Origin of the sequence: Streptomyces sp. NPDC001822 (genome assembly GCF_042892135.1) — a bacterium.
Taxonomy (GTDB): Bacteria; Actinomycetota; Actinomycetes; order Streptomycetales; family Streptomycetaceae; genus Streptomyces.
This window is the reverse complement of record NZ_JBIATW010000002.1, coordinates 22,442-38,710: the sequence shown is the minus strand read 5'-3', so window position 1 is coordinate 38,710 and position 16,269 is coordinate 22,442. Positions and strand designations below refer to the sequence as shown.

At 70.2% G+C, this 16,269-nt stretch carries 15 protein-coding genes and 1 tRNA gene; 6 read left to right on the top strand and 10 right to left on the bottom strand.

Features of this window, described 5'->3' with window-relative positions; translation table 11 throughout:
• Positions 1 to 25 precede the first annotated feature (25 nt).
• Entirely contained in the window at positions 26 to 712 is a 687-nt protein-coding gene (locus tag ACFYY2_RS04405; protein WP_388736916.1) for a TNT domain-containing protein, read from the top strand.
• Between the two features lie 76 nt (positions 713 to 788).
• The gene (locus tag ACFYY2_RS04400) at positions 789 to 1,154 is read left to right on the top strand and encodes a hypothetical protein (protein WP_388736914.1); all 366 of its coding nucleotides are present in this window, start codon (positions 789 to 791) and stop codon (positions 1,152 to 1,154) included.
• 159 nt (positions 1,155 to 1,313) lie between these two features.
• Here the strand turns inward: ACFYY2_RS04400 and ACFYY2_RS04395 are convergent, their stop codons facing one another.
• A complete protein-coding gene (locus ACFYY2_RS04395; RefSeq protein WP_388736912.1) occupies positions 1,314 to 2,336 on the bottom strand; it encodes a hypothetical protein in 1,023 nt (340 codons plus the stop codon).
• Positions 2,337 to 2,946: 610 nt separating this feature from the next.
• Positions 2,947 to 3,020 (bottom strand) — tRNA-Thr (locus tag ACFYY2_RS04390).
• 176 nt (positions 3,021 to 3,196) lie between these two features.
• Between ACFYY2_RS04390 and ACFYY2_RS04385 the strand changes: the two genes are divergently transcribed.
• The 3 genes from ACFYY2_RS04385 to ACFYY2_RS04375 all read left to right on the top strand — a co-directional run bounded on the left by ACFYY2_RS04385 (position 3,197) and on the right by ACFYY2_RS04375 (position 5,745).
• Positions 3,197 to 4,333 (top strand): ABC transporter ATP-binding protein, encoded by a 1,137-nt coding sequence (locus ACFYY2_RS04385; RefSeq protein WP_388736909.1) that lies wholly within the window; start codon positions 3,197 to 3,199, stop codon positions 4,331 to 4,333.
• 242 nt (positions 4,334 to 4,575) lie between these two features.
• A complete protein-coding gene (locus ACFYY2_RS04380; RefSeq protein WP_388736907.1) occupies positions 4,576 to 4,989 on the top strand; it encodes a hypothetical protein in 414 nt (137 codons plus the stop codon).
• A gap of 36 nt (positions 4,990 to 5,025) precedes the next feature.
• Complete coding sequence (locus tag ACFYY2_RS04375; protein ID WP_388736905.1) at positions 5,026 to 5,745, top strand: NDP-sugar synthase; 720 nt, start codon at positions 5,026 to 5,028, stop codon at positions 5,743 to 5,745.
• Positions 5,746 to 5,825: 80 nt separating this feature from the next.
• Here ACFYY2_RS04375 and ACFYY2_RS04370 read toward each other — a convergent pair whose 3' ends face one another.
• The 6 genes from ACFYY2_RS04370 to ACFYY2_RS04345 form a co-directional block, all read right to left on the bottom strand.
• On the bottom strand, positions 5,826 to 7,466 hold the full coding sequence (locus tag ACFYY2_RS04370; RefSeq protein ID WP_388736902.1) for a DoxX family membrane protein: 1,641 nt from the start codon (positions 7,464 to 7,466) through the stop codon (positions 5,826 to 5,828).
• Positions 7,467 to 7,976: 510 nt separating this feature from the next.
• Complete coding sequence (gene rlmB / locus ACFYY2_RS04365; protein ID WP_388736899.1) at positions 7,977 to 8,933, bottom strand: 23S rRNA (guanosine(2251)-2'-O)-methyltransferase RlmB; 957 nt, start codon at positions 8,931 to 8,933, stop codon at positions 7,977 to 7,979.
• A 106-nt stretch (positions 8,934 to 9,039) separates the two neighbouring features.
• Positions 9,040 to 10,440 (bottom strand): cysteine--tRNA ligase, encoded by a 1,401-nt coding sequence (cysS, locus tag ACFYY2_RS04360; RefSeq protein ID WP_388736896.1) that lies wholly within the window; start codon positions 10,438 to 10,440, stop codon positions 9,040 to 9,042.
• 162 nt (positions 10,441 to 10,602) lie between these two features.
• Positions 10,603 to 11,118, bottom strand: coding sequence for a 2-C-methyl-D-erythritol 2,4-cyclodiphosphate synthase (gene ispF, locus ACFYY2_RS04355; RefSeq protein ID WP_388736893.1), 516 nt, complete (start codon positions 11,116 to 11,118; stop codon positions 10,603 to 10,605).
• The gene (gene ispD, locus ACFYY2_RS04350; protein ID WP_388736890.1) at positions 11,108 to 11,872 is read right to left on the bottom strand and encodes a 2-C-methyl-D-erythritol 4-phosphate cytidylyltransferase; all 765 of its coding nucleotides are present in this window, start codon (positions 11,870 to 11,872) and stop codon (positions 11,108 to 11,110) included. The genes ispF and ispD overlap by 11 nt, the downstream gene beginning before the upstream one ends.
• A gap of 373 nt (positions 11,873 to 12,245) precedes the next feature.
• On the bottom strand, positions 12,246 to 12,728 hold the full coding sequence (locus ACFYY2_RS04345; RefSeq protein WP_006380568.1) for a CarD family transcriptional regulator: 483 nt from the start codon (positions 12,726 to 12,728) through the stop codon (positions 12,246 to 12,248).
• Between the two features lie 726 nt (positions 12,729 to 13,454).
• Here ACFYY2_RS04345 and ACFYY2_RS04340 point away from each other — a divergent pair.
• The gene (locus ACFYY2_RS04340; RefSeq protein ID WP_388736888.1) at positions 13,455 to 14,111 is read left to right on the top strand and encodes a DUF461 domain-containing protein; all 657 of its coding nucleotides are present in this window, start codon (positions 13,455 to 13,457) and stop codon (positions 14,109 to 14,111) included.
• 130 nt (positions 14,112 to 14,241) lie between these two features.
• On the opposite strand, the gene ACFYY2_RS04335 is transcribed toward ACFYY2_RS04340, so the two are convergent.
• Together ACFYY2_RS04335 and ACFYY2_RS04330 are read right to left on the bottom strand one after the other, a co-directional pair.
• On the bottom strand, positions 14,242 to 14,922 hold the full coding sequence (locus tag ACFYY2_RS04335; protein ID WP_327116183.1) for a response regulator transcription factor: 681 nt from the start codon (positions 14,920 to 14,922) through the stop codon (positions 14,242 to 14,244).
• Positions 14,919 to 16,187 (bottom strand): sensor histidine kinase, encoded by a 1,269-nt coding sequence (locus ACFYY2_RS04330; protein ID WP_388736885.1) that lies wholly within the window; start codon positions 16,185 to 16,187, stop codon positions 14,919 to 14,921. Before ACFYY2_RS04330 ends, ACFYY2_RS04335 begins: the two co-directional genes overlap by 4 nt.
• Positions 16,188 to 16,269 lie beyond the last annotated feature (82 nt).

Sequence of the window (16,269 nt, the reverse complement as noted above, 5' to 3'; positions counted from 1 at the left end):
CGGGCCATGGGAAGGGACCATCTCTATGCGGGTGCTGCGGAATATCGCCTGGAGTGCGATCGCCTCGCTGCTGCTCCTCGTCGGCCCGGCACCGACGGCCGCCCACGCCGACACCGGTGACAGGGCACGCCCCGGAGCCCACTGCCCGACCGACGGCCGGACGCGCGGCACGAACGGAGCGCCCAACCCGGCCCTGGAGCAGTACTACCTCGACGACTGGCGGCTCGGCCCCCGCGTCCTGCCGAAGACGGGTGCCATCGGCAGGATGCTGCGCGGCTACGACCGCACGGGCCCGACATCGGCGTACTGGTTCCTCGGGTGCTACTGGCAGACCAACCCCGTGACCGGCGAGTCCGGTTGGTGGTACCCGGACCACGACGGCTTCGTCCTCGACCGTGCGGGCAACCCGGTTCAGAAGCCGCTGACGCTTCGCGTGGGCCAGCTGGTCGACCTCTTCGGCAGCGGACGCGGCAACTTCCTCGCCCCCGCCGGCACGCCGTACGCCAAGCGCGCCATCCCGCCGAGCAACCTCGTCCGGTACACCGACGACTACCCCTACAGCTACCACCTCTACCGGGTGACGGAGGCGTTCACGGTGCAGGCCGGCCGCATCCGGCCCTGGTTCGGGCAGCCCGGCCTGGGGATCCAGTACAAGACGACCGAACGGGTCTCGGAGCTGGTCACCGCCCAGAAGCTCGAAGCCCTGAACTGATCGCAGCCGCACTCCCCCGGGCGGGTTCCGGCACGGCCGGAGCCCGCCCGGGCGCATGCAAGGGGGAACCGACCCGATGAACAGGACCGAGCTCGCCGAACGCCTCCGCCGCGAGGGGGTCCCGGACGCGCTGTACGAGATCCCGGGCGTCCACGGCGTCCCCTTCCAGCTGGACGCGTACTACGTCCTGCGCCGGGAGGCGGACGCGTGGCCGGTCCTCATGCGCCAACGGGGCGAGGAGAGCGTCATCGAGCGCTTCGGCACGGAGGCGGAGGCGTGCGGCTACCTCTACGCCACCCTCACGGACGTGCCCCCGCCCGTACCCGGCGGCGCGGAACGGGTCGACCGGCTCCTGGCCGACGCCGACGAGATCCAGCGCCGCGCGGAAGAGGACTTCGAGCAGGCTCTCGGCCCGGAGGACGACGGCCGAACCGGTGACTGAACCTCGGCGACAGCCCCCGGGCGACGAAGAAAGCCCGGCTCGGAACGAATCCGAGCCGGGCTTTCCGCTGAGCCGTCCACCGGATTCCGACCGATGGCCTGCGCTCCGGCGGCCTGCGGGCCGTCGGCGGCGCGCACATACGTCGCGCCGCTCAGGCCACTACTTGCTGTAGTCGCCCGACGCCTTCCAGTACATGTACCCGTTGAGCGCGATGGCGATGGAGTACACCACGTTGTTGTAGGTGGCGAGGGTCGGCGGGAGGTGATTCCAGGTGGCGAGCTGCTGGCTCTCAGTGGTCCACTGTCCGCCCCAGGTCCTGTCGCTCCGGAGCGTCGTGTACTCGGTCGCACCGGAGCTGGAACCGTTCACGTACGGGATGATGGCAAGCTGGCCCGTTCCGTTGTCGGTGAACACGATGCTCGGTGTCACGTTGGTCGACCGGCCGTAGAGGTGGAACGTCGACCACGAACTCGTTCCGTACGTCTGCCATGCCAGATAGACGCCGTGATCTTCACCGGCCCAGGTGAGGCCGAGCTGATCCGTACCCCAGTTCCGGTTGAAGGCGAGGTTCGGCGCCGTCGCGCTCGTGGCATGCGGGATGGCGACCGGCTGGCCCCACACCGTGGGGCTCACCCCGCCGTTGTAGTAAAGGCCGTAGATCTGGTTGCTATTGCTGCCGACCCAGGCGAGATAAGCGGATTCGCCGCCCGGGAGAGCGACCACGGCCGGCGGCTGATCCGGACGCGTCACCGCATTGTTGGGTACCTGCCAGAACTCACCGAAGCCGACGAGCTGACCGCCGGATACCGAGATTCCCCCGTAATAGATGTGTCCATCGACACCTGTGTGCCAGATCCGCCACCCCGCATCGGTCCACACCACACGAGGGCGGGCGTAGGTGCGGGCAACGTTGCCCGACAGCGTGGACTGCCACCGCCTGGCCGGTCCGTTGTTCACGGACAGGTAGATCTCGTCGTTGGTCCACCCCCGCCACACCTCGACGAGGTCACCGTTGGGCGCCCTCGCCTCGTCCTCGCCCCTGCCCTGGACGTTCTGGCCGTTCGAGACCTCAGGGCTCCAGTAGTTGGACTCTCCCGGCTGACCCGCATAAGCGGGCGACGCTATGCCGACACCGATGGCGAGGGCCACGGCGAAAGCCGTGATCCGCAGCCATCGCTTCATGATTATTCTGCGCACTGTTCTCCCGGGGTGGCGCATGCCCCCCACGGGCACGGCGTCACCAGCGACTTGACCGTTGGCCTCGTGCCATCGTCTGCTGCCACCCGTGTTCATTTGTATGTCGTGGCCCGTTTTCGGACCCGCTCACTATACAAACTAAAGCCAGCGAGTGAACCGGGGGACCATTCCTCAATCTTGATCATTTATTTCCACTCCGGACGGGCCGTCACACTTGATCAGCCGGAATTCGAAATGATCACTCTTTCCCCCATCCCCCCATGCGACTTGGGTACCGAGCGCCACGCCGCCGAGGCGGTGGAGTGATCACTGACGGGTGATCAGAGGTGGGCGCCGCACCCATCACGCTTCACACCGCCGACCGGACGCAGGAGCAGCACGAGCTCAACGGCGACGAGACACCGAAGACGACGACCGGTTTCGCCATGAACACGTACACCCACGACTGGGTGAACCGCCTGCCGCCCCGAGAAAACGGGGCATTCGACCTCAGACCTGCGCATTTGTCGTGCATAGCCCTCGACCGTGCGACACGTCACACCCCGGACAGCAGAGAACCCCAGGTCACGGGCTGTGTGACCTGGGGTTCTCCCCGAGCCCCCTATCGGATTCGAACCGATGACCTACGCATTACAAGTGCGTTGCTCTGGCCAGCTGAGCTAAGGAGGCGTGCCGGAGCAGTCTAACCAACCTCACGGCCTGGTCACGCCCAATATTCGGGACCTTGGACTACTGACAGATCCGAAATCGCCAGGTAGCGTCACTCCAGGTTCACTCCGGTGGACCACACCACTCCATTACTCGGATCGTCCGGCACGTTCCTGCCGGTGAGGAGAAGTACTGCCATGGCCAGTGTCACGTTCGACAAGGCGTCCCGCGTCTACCCCGGCTCCACGAAGCCGGCTGTGGACCAGCTCGAGATCGACATCGAGGACGGCGAGTTCCTCGTCCTCGTCGGTCCTTCCGGTTGTGGCAAGTCGACCTCCCTGCGCATGCTCGCGGGCCTCGAGGACGTCAACGGCGGCGCGATCCGCATCGGCGACCGCGACGTCACGCACCTGCCCCCGAAGGACCGGGACATCGCCATGGTGTTCCAGAACTACGCGCTCTACCCGCACATGACCGTCGCGGACAACATGGGCTTCGCCCTCAAGATCGCCGGTGTGAACAAGACCGAGATCCGGGCGAAGGTCGAAGAGGCCGCCAAGATGCTGGACCTCACCGACTACCTGGACCGCAAGCCGAAGGCCCTCTCCGGTGGTCAGCGCCAGCGTGTCGCCATGGGCCGCGCCATCGTGCGTGAGCCCCAGGTCTTCCTCATGGACGAGCCGCTGTCGAACCTCGACGCCAAGCTCCGTGTCTCGACGCGTACGCAGATCGCCTCGCTGCAGCGCCGCCTCGGCATCACCACCGTGTACGTCACCCACGACCAGGTCGAGGCCCTCACCATGGGCGACCGCGTCGCGGTCCTCAAGGACGGTCTGCTCCAGCAGGTCGACTCGCCGCGCAACATGTACGACCGCCCGGCGAACCTCTTCGTGGCCGGCTTCATCGGCTCCCCGGCGATGAACCTCGTCGAGGTCCCGATCACCGACGGTGGCGTGAAGTTCGGCAACAGCGTCGTCCCGGTCTCCCGCGCCGCGCTCTCCGCCGCCGCCGACCGCGGTGACCGCACCGTCACGGTCGGCATCCGCCCCGAGCACTTCGACATCGTCGAGCACGGCGGCGCCGCCGCACAGGGCCTCTCCAAGGGCACCGCCGACGCCCCGGCCGGCCTGGCCGTCTCCGTCAACGTCGTCGAGGAGCTCGGCGCCGACGGTTTCGTCTACGGTGCCGCGCAGGTCGGTGGCGAGCACAAGGACCTGGTCGTCCGTGTCGGCGGCCGCGCCGTCCCGGAGAAGGGCACCGAGCTGCACGTCGTGCCGCGTCCGGACGAGCTGCACGTCTTCGCCACCTCGACCGGTGAGCGTCTGACCGACTGACGTCCCGACCGGCCGATCACCTGATCATCCCGCCGCGGCCCCGCGTTCCCTCCGAGGAACCGGGGCCGTTCGCGTGTCGTGTCGCGGCTTCGGGTTTCGCGTCGACCGGGCACCAAATACCCCGACAGAACGGGCAATTCACCTCGGTGCGTCAACGTGTGATTCGAAAAGCCTCGTCGAACCATCCCCCGCAAGGGTGACGAAATGTCGCCGAGTCATCACTGCCCGCTACGCTCGCCTGCGTGACCCACACCGCGCGCCGAATCGGCCGAACCCTAGCTCTCGTACTGCCCGTCGTCATGGTCCTGTCCGGGACCCTCGCGGTCACCCGTGTGCAGTGGTCGGGACAGGACACCGAGACCCAGCTGCTGACCGCCGCCTCGGAGACCGTGTCCAAGCAGGCCAAGGCACGGGCACCGCAGGACGTCCTGCGGGACAAGCTCCTGCTGGAGCTCCGCGAGAAGGACCCGGGCGTCGCCCTGACAAGCCTCCAGCGTGCCGTCGAGGGGCGTCCGTCGCTCGCCAGGCACTGCATGTCACTCGCCAGGGCCCTGGGCAAGGCGGCCGTCGACCAGTACGGCCCGACCCGCGCCCACCGCTTCTCCCGTCCGGTCTGCGACACCTCGTTCGCCTCGGGGGTCGCGCAGTTCAGCTGAGCGGGGCATGTCCGGGCACGGCATATCGTGCCTGCCATGCATACGTATCCGACGCAGGCCGTGATCCTGGCGGGTGGCCAGGGGTCACGGCTGCGCCCGTACACCGATGACCGCCCCAAGCCGATGGTCGAGATCCCCGGGACGGGGACGCCGATCATCGGCCATCAGCTGTCCTGGCTGGCCTCCGAGGGCGTCACCGATGCCGTGATCTCGTGCGGCCATCTCGCGGGTGTCCTCCAGGAATGGCTGGACTCCGCCGCGCTTCCTCTGCGCGTCACGACCGTCGTCGAGACCGAGCCCCTGGGCCGGGGCGGCGGTCTCAAGCACGCCGCCACGCGGCTCCCCGATCCGTCGGAGCCCTGGTACGCCACGAACGGCGACATCTGGACCCGCTTCTCCCTCCGCGAGATGGCCGCCTTCCACGCGGAGCGGGACGCCACCGCGACACTCGCGCTGGCCCGGCCGCACATCCCCTGGGGCGCCGTCGAGACGGACGCCTTCGGGCACATCACCGACTTCATCGAATCGCCGCCGTCGCCGTACCTGATCAACGCCGGCGTGTACGTCTTCGCACCCTCCTTCACGGGGATGCTGCCGGACCGGGGCGACCACGAGCGCACGACGTTCCCCCGGCTGGCCCGCGAACGCCGGCTGGCCGGGTACCCGCTGCCGCAGGGCGCCTACTGGCGTGCCATCGACACGGCGAAGGACCTCACCGAGGCCGCGAAGGAACTGGGCGCCCACGCGGGCGACTGAGACCCCGCGCACGCCCTGCCCATGAGTGAGGGCGGCCACCGGATGTCCGGTGGCCGCCCTCACGGCGTGTGGTGCGTCGGTCAGCCGAGCAGACCGCCGATCGGGTTCTGGCCGGGACCGCCGGACGATCCGCCACCGGAACCCCCGTCCGAACCGCCGCCGTCCGAACCGCCGGTGGCGCCGCCCGAACTGCTGGAACCCGAGGAGCTGGGGCCCGGGTCCCCGGACGGCGGCTCCTGCGGCTCCGGCTCCTGCGGCGGAGCCTGACCGGTGCCCTGGGTCTGGCTGGGCTGTCCCGTGCTCGCCCCGGCGGTGGGACCGGACTCACGCGAGGAACCCGAACCCGGGGTGGACTCCTTGGCCGACGGGGTACCGGGAGCGCTGGACGGAGACGTCTCCGGACGGCGGCCCTCCGGGGTGCTGGACGGCTTGCGCTTCTTGGCCTTGGACTCGCCCGGGAGCGGGGAGCCCGGCAGCTGGTTGGTCGGGTAGCTGTCCGGGCCCGGCACCGTGACGACCTCGCTGGAGCGGACCGCTCCGCCCAGCATGGAACCGACGAGCAGCGTCAGACCCACGACCACGGTGGCCACCGCGGAGCCGCGGCGCAGCACCCGGCGGCGGAGGTCACGGATCTCCGACCGCGGGCCCAGCGTGCGCCAGGCCTCGCCGGCGAGGCGCCCGTCCAGGGAGTAGACGGGGGCACCCGCGATGACCAGCGGGCTCCAGGCGGCCAGGAAGAGGATGTCCGAGACGCCGTACGTGGCGACGCTGCGCCAGCTGACCGTCACCAGGAGGGCGGCGGAGAGCAGGGCGCCGAACGCGGCGGCGACCCGCTGCCACAGGCCGAGGACGGTGAGCACACCCACCACGACCTGCAGGAAGGCGACCAGGAGACCGGCGCCGACCGGGTGAGCCAGCGCGAAGTCGCGCAGCGGCTCCGCGGCGGACCACGGGTGCAGCGAGGTCAGCCACTTGACCATGGAGCCCCGGTCGCCGCCCTCAAAGTAGGCGGGGTCGCAGAGCTTGCCCATGCCGGCGTAGATCGAGATGAAACCGAGCAGGACGCGCAGCGGGAGGAGCACGACCCCGAGGTTCATCCGGCGGTCGGGGTAGTAGGCGTGCCGGACGTTGTCGCCGGCGTGGCGGCGCTCCCCGGCGGTGGCGCCGTCACGGCCCTCGCCGTCCTGGGCATCGTCGCCGTAGCCGGTGTCGTATCCGTCGTACGGCGGTGTGCCCGCGGAGTCGTAGGCGCCGACGGCCTGCCGCATGGGGGGCAGGAGGGGGCCGCTCCGGCCGCCGCCGTGCCGGTGGGGCGCGGGGACCACGGGGTTGGGCTGGGTCTCGTCGAGGCGCGGGATGACCTGGGTGCCGCCGCCCGCGTCGTCGTAGCCCGCGCCGAAGTCGCCGCCGGGGCGGGTGTCGAGGTGGCCGGCGGTGGAGTTCCGTACGGCCTGCAGCAGTCCGGTCGCGCCGGGGTCGCCCGGCTCGGACCTGCCGCTCCAGACGACGGGAGCCCGCCTGCGGGCCCCCGCACCGCTCATGGCGGGGATCCTCGCCGGCCCGGCGGAGCCCAGGGGGCGCAGACGTGTGCGCTGACCCGGGGCGAGCTGCACCCGGAAGCTGGCGTGGCTGACGATGACCTGCGCGGGGTCGCTGTCCACCTTCGTCATGCTCAGGGCGGGTTGGTCGTCGAACCGAGGCGTTCTGGTGTCCACACTCATCTAACCGAGTGATGTGTGATTAGGACACTGCCTTGACGCATCGGAAGTGTCCGAGACCCGTCAACATCCGTCCACACCGGTCGAGTCCGCCGAATCCCGGCCCCCGGAGCGGGATGCCGGGTGCCCGCCCCGCGGGCGCGGCGGAGCGTGGAAGGGGCCGTGCCCTTCGGGCAACGGCAGGCTGACGGCGTCGACCGGCCCGGCGGCGAGCCCGTGACCGAGCGGGCCGGGCGGGTTTCCCGAACCCCCGCCGGGGCGCGCCCGTACGGAGATCCACCACCCCCTCGGGGGCAGCGCCGCGCAGACGTGTGGCGTACTCCGCCTGCCCCGGCGGCGACCCGGTGTCATGGATTCCGCGTACCGCGCCTCGTTGGGCACGGGAGGGACACGCGGGGACGGCGGGACTCACGGGGCGCGGGCGTAGGACCGCAGGGGCGCGGCCTCGGACAGGCGGGGCCGTGGGCGCGGCGTCGGGGGAGAACCCGGCCGGCCCGCCCCCGCCACCGCGTCTCACGCCCGGCGGCGGGCCACCTCGTAGAGCACGATGCCCGCGGCCACACCGGCGTTCAGCGATTCGGCGCCGCCCGGCATCGAGATCCGCACCCGGTAGTCGCACGTCTCGCCGACGAGGCGGCCGAGGCCCTTGCCCTCGCTGCCGATGACGATGACGACGGGGCCCGCCAGCTCCTCCAGGTCCTCGACGGTGTGCTCTCCGTCGGCGGCGAGGCCGACCACGGTGAGACCGGCCTTCTGGTAGCCCTCCAGGGCGCGGGTCAGGTTGGTGACGCGTGAGACCGGGGTACGGGCCGCGGTGCCGGCCGAGGACTTCCACGCCCCGGCCGTCATACCGGCCGCCCGGCGCTCGGGGACGACCACGCCGTGGCCGCCGAAGGCGGAGACGGAACGGACGATCGCACCGAGGTTACGGGGGTCGGTGACACCGTCGAGGGCGACGATCAGCGGGTCCTCGTTGTTGTCGTACGCGGCGGCGGTGAGGTCCTCCGGGTGCGCGTACTCGTAGGGCGGGACCTGGAGGACGAGGCCCTGGTGGTTCAGGCCGTTCGTCATCCGGTCGAGCTCGGGGCGCGGCGCCTCCATGAGGTTGATGTTGCCGCGCTCACCGGCGAGCTGCAGCGCCTCGCGGACCCGCTCGTCGTTGTCGATGTACTGCTGGACGTAGAGCGTGGTCGCGGGAACGCCGTCGCGCAGCGCCTCGAAGACCGGGTTGCGGCCGACGACCATCTCCGACGTGCCCTTGACGCCACCGCGGCGCGGGGCCGGACGGCGGGCCGCGGCCTGCTTGGCCTGGGCGCTCGCCACCCTGTTCTTCTTGTGTCCCTTGCGGGCGGAGGCGGGCGGCGTCGGTCCCTTGCCTTCGAGACCACGGCGTCGCTGGCCACCGCTGCCGACCTGCATGCCCTTCTTGTTGGACGTGCGGCGGTTCCTGCGCTGGCTGTTCCCGGCCATGACCTACCTGTTTCGTTGCTTCAGAAAAACGTCGTCAAGTGAAAGTGTGCCGCCCGGACGGCCGGGCGGCACATTTGCGCTGCTCACGCATGGTGCGAGGACCCGCTCAGCGCGGTCCGAGCGTCCACCGGGGCCCCGTGGGGCCGTCCTCGATGACGAGGCCGGACTGGTTGAGCTGGTCGCGGATGGCGTCGGCGGCGGGCCAGTCCTTGCGCTCGCGTGCCGACTGCCGCTGGTCGAGGACGAGCCGTACGAGGGTGTCGACCACGCCGTGCAGGTCCTCGCCCCGGTCGCTCTCGCCGGCCCAGTGCGGGTCGAGCGGGTCCAGACCGAGGACACCGAGCATGGCGCGCACCTCGGCGAGGCGCGCGACGGCGGCTTCCTTGTCGTCGGCCGCGAGAGCGGAGTTGCCCTGCCGGACCGTGGTGTGGACGATCGCGAGCGCCTGCGGGACACCCAGGTCGTCGTCCATCGCCTCGGCGAACGCGGGCGGCACCTCGGCGGCGGCCTCGACCGGCCCCCCGGCCTTCTCCACCACGCGCTGGACGAAGCCCTCGATGCGCGCGAAGGCCGACTCGGCCTCGCGCAGGGAGTCCTCGCTGTACTCGATCATGGAGCGGTAGTGCGGGGTGCCGAGGTAGTACCGCAGGACGATGGGGCGCCAGGCCTTCACCATCTCGCTGACCAGGACGGAGTTGCCGAGGGACTTCGACATCTTCTCGCCGGACATGGTGACCCAGCCGTTGTGCACCCAGTACTTCGCGAACTCGTCGCCGAAGGCCTTGGCCTGGGCGATCTCGTTCTCGTGGTGCGGGAAGATCAGGTCGATGCCGCCGCCGTGGATGTCGAAGGCGCTGCCGAGGTACTTGTGGGCCATCGCCGAGCACTCCAGGTGCCAGCCGGGGCGGCCGCGTCCCCACGGGGTCTCCCAGCTGGGCTCGCCGGGCTTGGCGGCCTTCCACATGGCGAAGTCACGCAGGTCGCGCTTGCCGGTCTCGTTGTCCCCGGAGGGCTGGCGCAGGTCGTCGAGGTCCTGGTTGGACAGCTCGAGATATCCCTCGAACGAGCGCACGTCGAAGTAGACGTTGCCGTCGGCCTCGTAGGCGTGGCCGCGCTCGATGAGGCCGCGCATCATCTCGACCATCTCGGTGATGTGGCCCGTGGCGCGCGGCTCGTACGTCGGCGGGAGGCAGCCGAGGGTGTCGTAACCCGTGTTGAACGCCCGCTCGTTCTCGTAGCCGATGGCCCACCAGGGGCGGTTCTGCTCGGCCGACTTCTTGATGATCTTGTCGTCGATGTCGGTGACGTTCCTGATGAACGTGACGTCGTAGCCGCGGTACTCGAACCAGCGGCGCATGATGTCGAAGTTCAGCCCCGACCGGATGTGACCGATGTGCGGGGCGGCCTGGACAGTCGCGCCACAGAGGTAGATCGAGACGCAGCCCGGGGTGAGCGGGGTGAAGTCACGGATCTGCCGGGCGTTGGTGTCGTGCAGGCGAATAGTCACCCCTCAAGGGTAGTGGGCCCGCACCAGTGCCCAGCGCCCCCTGTGGAAAACGTGTCAGAACTGATCGCGGGCGCACCGGCCGACTGGCCGCCCCGCGGCCGCGTGGGGCGGGGCGTACGGCCTCCGCGCCGGGGCCCGCCGTGGCGGGCCCCGGCTCCGGGATCAGCCCGCGGTGCGGTAGACCAGCGCGGTCGCGATGCCCGCGATGCCCTCGCCACGGCCGGTGAAGCCGAGGCCGTCGGAGGTGGCCGCGGACAGGGAGACGGGGGCGCCGACCGCGTCGGAGAGCACCTTCTGCGCCTCCTCCCGGCGCTTGCCGATCTTCGGGCGCAGACCGACGACCTGCACGGCGACGTTGCCGATCCCGAAGCCCTCGGACCGCACGATCCGGGCGGCCTCGGTGAGCAGGGTGACCCCGGAGGCCCCGGACCACTCGGGGCGGCCGGTGCCGAAGTGCTGCCCCAGATCACCGAGTCCCGCAGCCGAGAACAGGGCGTTGCAGGCGGCGTGGGCCACGACGTCGGCATCGGAGTGCCCGGCCAGACCGGGCCCTTCTCCCTCCCAGAGCAGACCGGCGCACCAGAGTTCGCGGCCCTCCTCGAAGGCGTGGATGTCGGTCCCGATCCCCACGAGCGGAATCACGGGCACGGGCTGCTCGCGTGCTGCTTCAGAACCCATCGTTCGCCCTCCGGCGTGCGAGAACGGCCTCGGCCAGGACCATGTCCAGCGGCCGGGTCACCTTGAAGGCCTCTTCGTGGCCGGGCACGACGACGACGGTCCCGCCCAGCCGCTCGACCATGCCCGCGTCGTCCGTCGCGCCGTCCCCGTCGACGGCCACACGCTCGTGCGCCCCGGCCAGCGTGGCCCGGTCGAATCCCTGAGGTGTCTGCACGGCCCGCAGCCGCGCCCGGACGGGAGTCGAGACCACCGGCTCGGGGGCACCCGGTTCTCCCGGCTCGACCTCCTTGACCGTGTCGGCGAGCGGCAGCGCGGGGACCACCGCGGGGGCCCCGTCGCGTACGGCCTCGATCACGGCGTCCACCGTGTCGACGGGCACGAGCGGCCTCGCGGCGTCATGGACGAGCACGACGGAGACATCCTCCGGCAGCGCGTCGATGCCCAGCTTCACGGACTCCTGGCGCGTCGCACCGCCGGGGACGACGACGTAGTCGGTGCGCTCGGGCAGCGCGTGGCCGTCGATGAGGTTCTTGACCTCGGGCGCCCCGTCCGGAGGCGCGACCACGACGACGAGGGAGACGGCGCGGGACGCGGCCATGGCCCGTACCGCGTGGATCAGCATCGGGGTACCGCCGAGGGCGCGCAGCGCCTTGGGAGCACCCGGGCCGAGCCGCACCCCTCGGCCGGCGGCGGGGATGACCGCCGCGGTGCGTCCGGTACTCGGTTCGGCGGGCGTCGGGGACATCGGTGACATCGGTTGCACTCCGAAGCTTCGGCAGGTTTGTTTCCACGGCCGACATGGGTAGTGGGCCCAGTGAGCCGGGCGCGACGCCTCGACCTGACCGGGACCCCTTCCGTGACCCCTGGTCGGCCGAGCCGCCGACGGGGCTTGAACGTGAAGAGGGTGCGAGGTTATCGAGGGCGACGACACCGGGACGCGGCCGGGGTGGATCTCCCGGATCTCGCCACCGGACGCTGCCCTGGTCGGCTTCGCGCCGTCCAGGAGACGGACATGCCGCGGTGCCCGGTGACTCGCCGTCAGAACGACTTGTCAGCGGGCACCGCGGCACATATGCACGGACCGGACACTTCTCGCCGGTGTCATCCGGTCATCGGTGTCGTCCGGATCAGGACGCGAGGACCTCGTCGAGAAGGGCCTCGGCCTTGTCCTCGTTCGTGTTCTCCGCGAGGGCGAGCTCGCTCACCAGGATCTGGCGGGCCTTGGCGAGCATGCGCTTCTCACCTGCGGAGAGACCGCGCTCGCGCTCGCGACGCCACAGGTCACGAACCACTTCGGCGACCTTGATGACATCGCCGGAGGCGAGCTTCTCGAGATTTGCCTTGTAGCGTCGGGACCAGTTCGTCGGCTCTTCGGCGTACGGTGCGCGCAGCACCTCGAAGACCCGGTCCAGGCCTTCCTGCCCGACCACGTCACGCACACCGACGAACTCCGCATTGTCCGCCGGCACACGAACCGTCAGGTCGCCCTGGGCGACCTTGAGCACCAAGTAGGTCTTGTCCACGCCTTTGATCTGGCGAGTTTCGATAGCCTCGATCAGCGCGGCCCCGTGATGGGGATAGACCACGGTGTCGCCAACCTTGAACGTCATGTGACAGGTACCCCTTCCGTGGCTATCCAGAGTAACACGAGAACAGCTTCTCCTGAATGGCGTTTTCGCAGGTCAGGGCATATCTCGGGGCTTGACAACAGCAACACGAACGTGCTGCGGAAGGCTTGCGGAAGAAGATATTCGCAGGTCGGAGCGGGCGTACGGGCGAGCTGAAACGTGCCCGTCACACGCCCCGGAAGCCCTCCAGAAGGAGCCGAACGTCCCGTTTTGTCGCGTTCCGGATGGTGAACTTTCCTTGCTCCGTTCGGACATCGATCACCCGTACGGGTCTTAGCCTCCATGGTCAATGAAATTGATCAACGGGCACCGGCCGGGTGGATTATGCGCGGGAAATACGCCGCCCCGGGGAATTGGATCACCACGCGCTCAACGCGCCGTCCGACCGCCTTATGTGAACGCGGTGCGAATCCACGTGGTCGCGGAGCCGCCGGCCCGGCGGGGCGCCGCCGGGACCGCGCGGAACCTCGCGGATCCGCCACGGCCGGGCGCGGGCCGGGCGCGTCGGCCCGCCGGGCACCACGGCATCGGCGTAGGCGGTCCGCAGACCGACCTCCCCCGGGGGCGGGTCGGGTGCGGGCCTGGGACGACGGCTCGGTAACCTGAAGCCCGCTGACACACACTTAGGGCGGCTTTACGGCCGCTCGGGCCTTCCTGTCCGCAGAGTCCGAAGTCCGCAGTCCGAACGTTCAAGGAGTTGCCGCCGCCGTGAGCCGCAGCCTTCGACACGGCGCCCTCGCCGCCACTGCCCTCGTGTTCTCGATCGCCACCCTGTCCGCCTGCGGTGCCGGCAACAACGCGCAGACGCTCCAGGTCAGGCCAGACAACGCAGCAACCGCTGTCGACGGCATCAAGATCCAGAACCTCAACGTGATCACGCAGCCGGATCACGAGGCAGAGGGCCCGGCCGTCATCACCGCCACCCTCTTCAACGACACGACGAAGCGTGAGGTCCTGGAGAAGATCACGCTGCCCGGCGGCAACGCCACGGTGAAGCTCCAGCCCGCCAAGGGCAAGGGCCCGCTCGTCCTCCCGGCCGGCGGACGGCTCGTGCTCGGCGGCAAGAACAACGCCTCCGCCGTGATCGAGAACGGCCGTCAGGTCGGCGCGGACGGAAGCGTGCAGAACGTGGCCTTCACGTTCAGCGAGACCGGGGACATCGAGCTCGGCGCCTCCGTCGTGCCGGCGACCAGCTTCTTCGAGAAGTTCGGCCCCAGCACGCTGCCGACGCCGAAGCCCACCCCCTCGGGCGACGCGTCCGCGACTCCGGGTGCCGAGTCCGGCAGCCCGTCCGCGTCCGGCGAACCGTCGGCACCGGCGGACGGATCGGCCACCCCGTCGGACGAGGCGTCCGCCTCCGAGTGACACGTACGCGGTCGGACGAGGCGTCCGCCGCCTCCGAGGACGCGTAAGCGCCCGCCCTCACGGGCGGGCGCACGCACGTGGGGGGTGTCTCCGGCCGGAGACACCCCCCACGTCGCTGTCGGCCCCCGGTTTACGGCTCGAACTTGTAGCCCAGGCCGCGCACGGTCACGAGATAACGCGGCGCCCCCGGATCGGGCTCGATCTTCGCCCGGAGCCGCTTGACGTGGACGTCCAGGGTCTTGGTGTCCCCGACGTAGTCCGCGCCCCACACCCGGTCGATCAGCTGCATGCGCGTCAGCACCCGGCCGGCGTTCCGCAGGAGCATCTCGAGCAGGTCGAACTCCTTCAGCGGGAGGTCGACCTTGCCGCCGGAGACGGTGACGACGTGACGGTCCACGTCCATCCGGACCGGGCCGGCCTCCAGGGCCGCCGGAGTGATCTCCTCGGGCTCGCCGCGGCGGCGCAGGACCGCGCGGATGCGGGCCACCAGCTCCCGCGAGGAGAAGGGCTTGGTCACGTAGTCGTCGGCTCCTATCTCCAGGCCGACGACCTTGTCGATCTCGCTGTCCTTGGCGGTGACCATGATCACCGGGACGTTCGACCGCACACGGAGCTGGCGGCAGACCTCCGTACCGGGCAGGCCCGGCAGCATCAGGTCGAGGAGCACGAGATCGGCACCGTTGCGCTCGAACTCGTCGAGGCCGTCCGGGCCGGTGGCCGCGATGGCCACCTCGAAGCCTTCCTTGCGCAGCATGTAGGACAGGGCGTCGCTGAAGGATTCCTCATCCTCGACGACAAGCACTCGGGTCACGGAAGAGCCTCCGGGGCAGGAAATGGTTCAAAAGTATCGGTCTCGTACGGCCCCTCGTCGTCGACTGCGTCGTCGAGGACGAACGGTCCGCCGTTGGTACGACCCCTGACGACACCCGACTCGGGCAGTCGCAGGGTGAACGTGGAGCCCTGTCCCTCGGAGCTCCAGACGGTGACCTCCCCGCCGTGCGAGGCGGCCACGTGCTTGACGATGGCGAGGCCGAGACCGGTGCCACCGGTGGCCCGTGAGCGGGCCGGATCGACGCGGTAGAACCGCTCGAAGACCCGCTCGCGGTCCTTCTCGGAGATGCCGATGCCCTGGTCGGTCACGGCTATCTCGATGAGATCCCCGCCGGGCGCGGCGAGCCGACGGGCGGCGATACCGACGCGCGTACGGGCGGGGCTGTAGTTGACGGCGTTCTCCACGAGGTTGCCGAGCGCGGCCGCGAGCTGGCCCCGGTTGCCCCAGACGAAGAGATCGTCCGTACCGCCGGACGCCATGGTGATCTGCTTGGAGCCCGCCTGCTGGCGGCACCGGTCGATGGCCTCGACGACCAGCTCCTCCACGCGTACGGGCTCGGCGTCCTCCAGCGGGTCGTCGTTCTGCACCCGGGAGAGGTCGATGAGCTCCTGGACGAGGTTGGTCAGCCGGGTCGCCTCGATCTGCATGCGGCCGGCGAACCTCTCCACCGCCTCCGGATCGTCGGAGGCGTCCATGACGGCTTCGGAGAGCAGCGAGAGCGCGCCGACGGGGGTCTTGAGCTCATGGCTGACGTTGGCCACGAAGTCGCGCCGGACCGCCTCTATGCGGCGGGCCTCCGTGAGGTCCTCGACCAGCAGCAGCACCAGGCGCGACCCCAGCGGAGCCACCCTGGCGGAGACGGCCAGGGCCTCACCGCGTCCCGTGCCCCGGCGCGGCAGGTCCAGCTCCCCCTGGCGTATCTCGCCGTCCCGGCGGGTGTCCCTGGCCATATGGAGCATCGGCTCCACGGCCAGGCGTCCGCCCCTGACCAGCCCCAGCGCGTACGCGGCGGAGCTGGCCTTGACCACGCTGTCGCTCTCGTCGAGCACGACGGCGGACGAGCTGAGCACGGAGAGGACGGTGTCGACCCCCGGGGGCAGCGGAGCGTTGCTGTCGGGCCGCACGGACGTGCGCGTGGGGCGCTTCTGCTCGCGCTCGCTCCAGCGGAACGCCAGCACAGCGATCACACCGGTACAGAGCCCGGCGATCGCGGCAGCTGCGGCGACCGCCGCGTTCACGTCCATGCTTCAAGGTTATGCGGGCTCGCCGACACTCTCCCAGCCATCCGAGTGCCATCTCGAACACTCGTCGCCCAGAGTTCACCAA

Coding starts and splice junctions, on each gene's coding strand:
- ACFYY2_RS04405 (WP_388736916.1), top strand. CDS start 26: ATGCGGGTGCTGCGGAATATCGCCTGGAGTGCGATCGCCTCGCTGCTG.
- ACFYY2_RS04400 (WP_388736914.1), top strand. CDS start 789: ATGAACAGGACCGAGCTCGCCGAACGCCTCCGCCGCGAGGGGGTCCCG.
- ACFYY2_RS04395 (WP_388736912.1), bottom strand. CDS start 2,336: ATGAAGCGATGGCTGCGGATCACGGCTTTCGCCGTGGCCCTCGCCATC.
- ACFYY2_RS04385 (WP_388736909.1), top strand. CDS start 3,197: ATGGCCAGTGTCACGTTCGACAAGGCGTCCCGCGTCTACCCCGGCTCC.
- ACFYY2_RS04375 (WP_388736905.1), top strand. CDS start 5,026: ATGCATACGTATCCGACGCAGGCCGTGATCCTGGCGGGTGGCCAGGGG.
- ACFYY2_RS04370 (WP_388736902.1), bottom strand. CDS start 7,466: ATGAGTGTGGACACCAGAACGCCTCGGTTCGACGACCAACCCGCCCTG.
- rlmB (WP_388736899.1), bottom strand. CDS start 8,933: ATGGCCGGGAACAGCCAGCGCAGGAACCGCCGCACGTCCAACAAGAAG.
- ispF (WP_388736893.1), bottom strand. CDS start 11,118: ATGGGTTCTGAAGCAGCACGCGAGCAGCCCGTGCCCGTGATTCCGCTC.
- ispD (WP_388736890.1), bottom strand. CDS start 11,872: ATGTCACCGATGTCCCCGACGCCCGCCGAACCGAGTACCGGACGCACC.
- ACFYY2_RS04345 (WP_006380568.1), bottom strand. CDS start 12,728: ATGACGTTCAAGGTTGGCGACACCGTGGTCTATCCCCATCACGGGGCC.
- ACFYY2_RS04330 (WP_388736885.1), bottom strand. CDS start 16,187: ATGGACGTGAACGCGGCGGTCGCCGCAGCTGCCGCGATCGCCGGGCTC.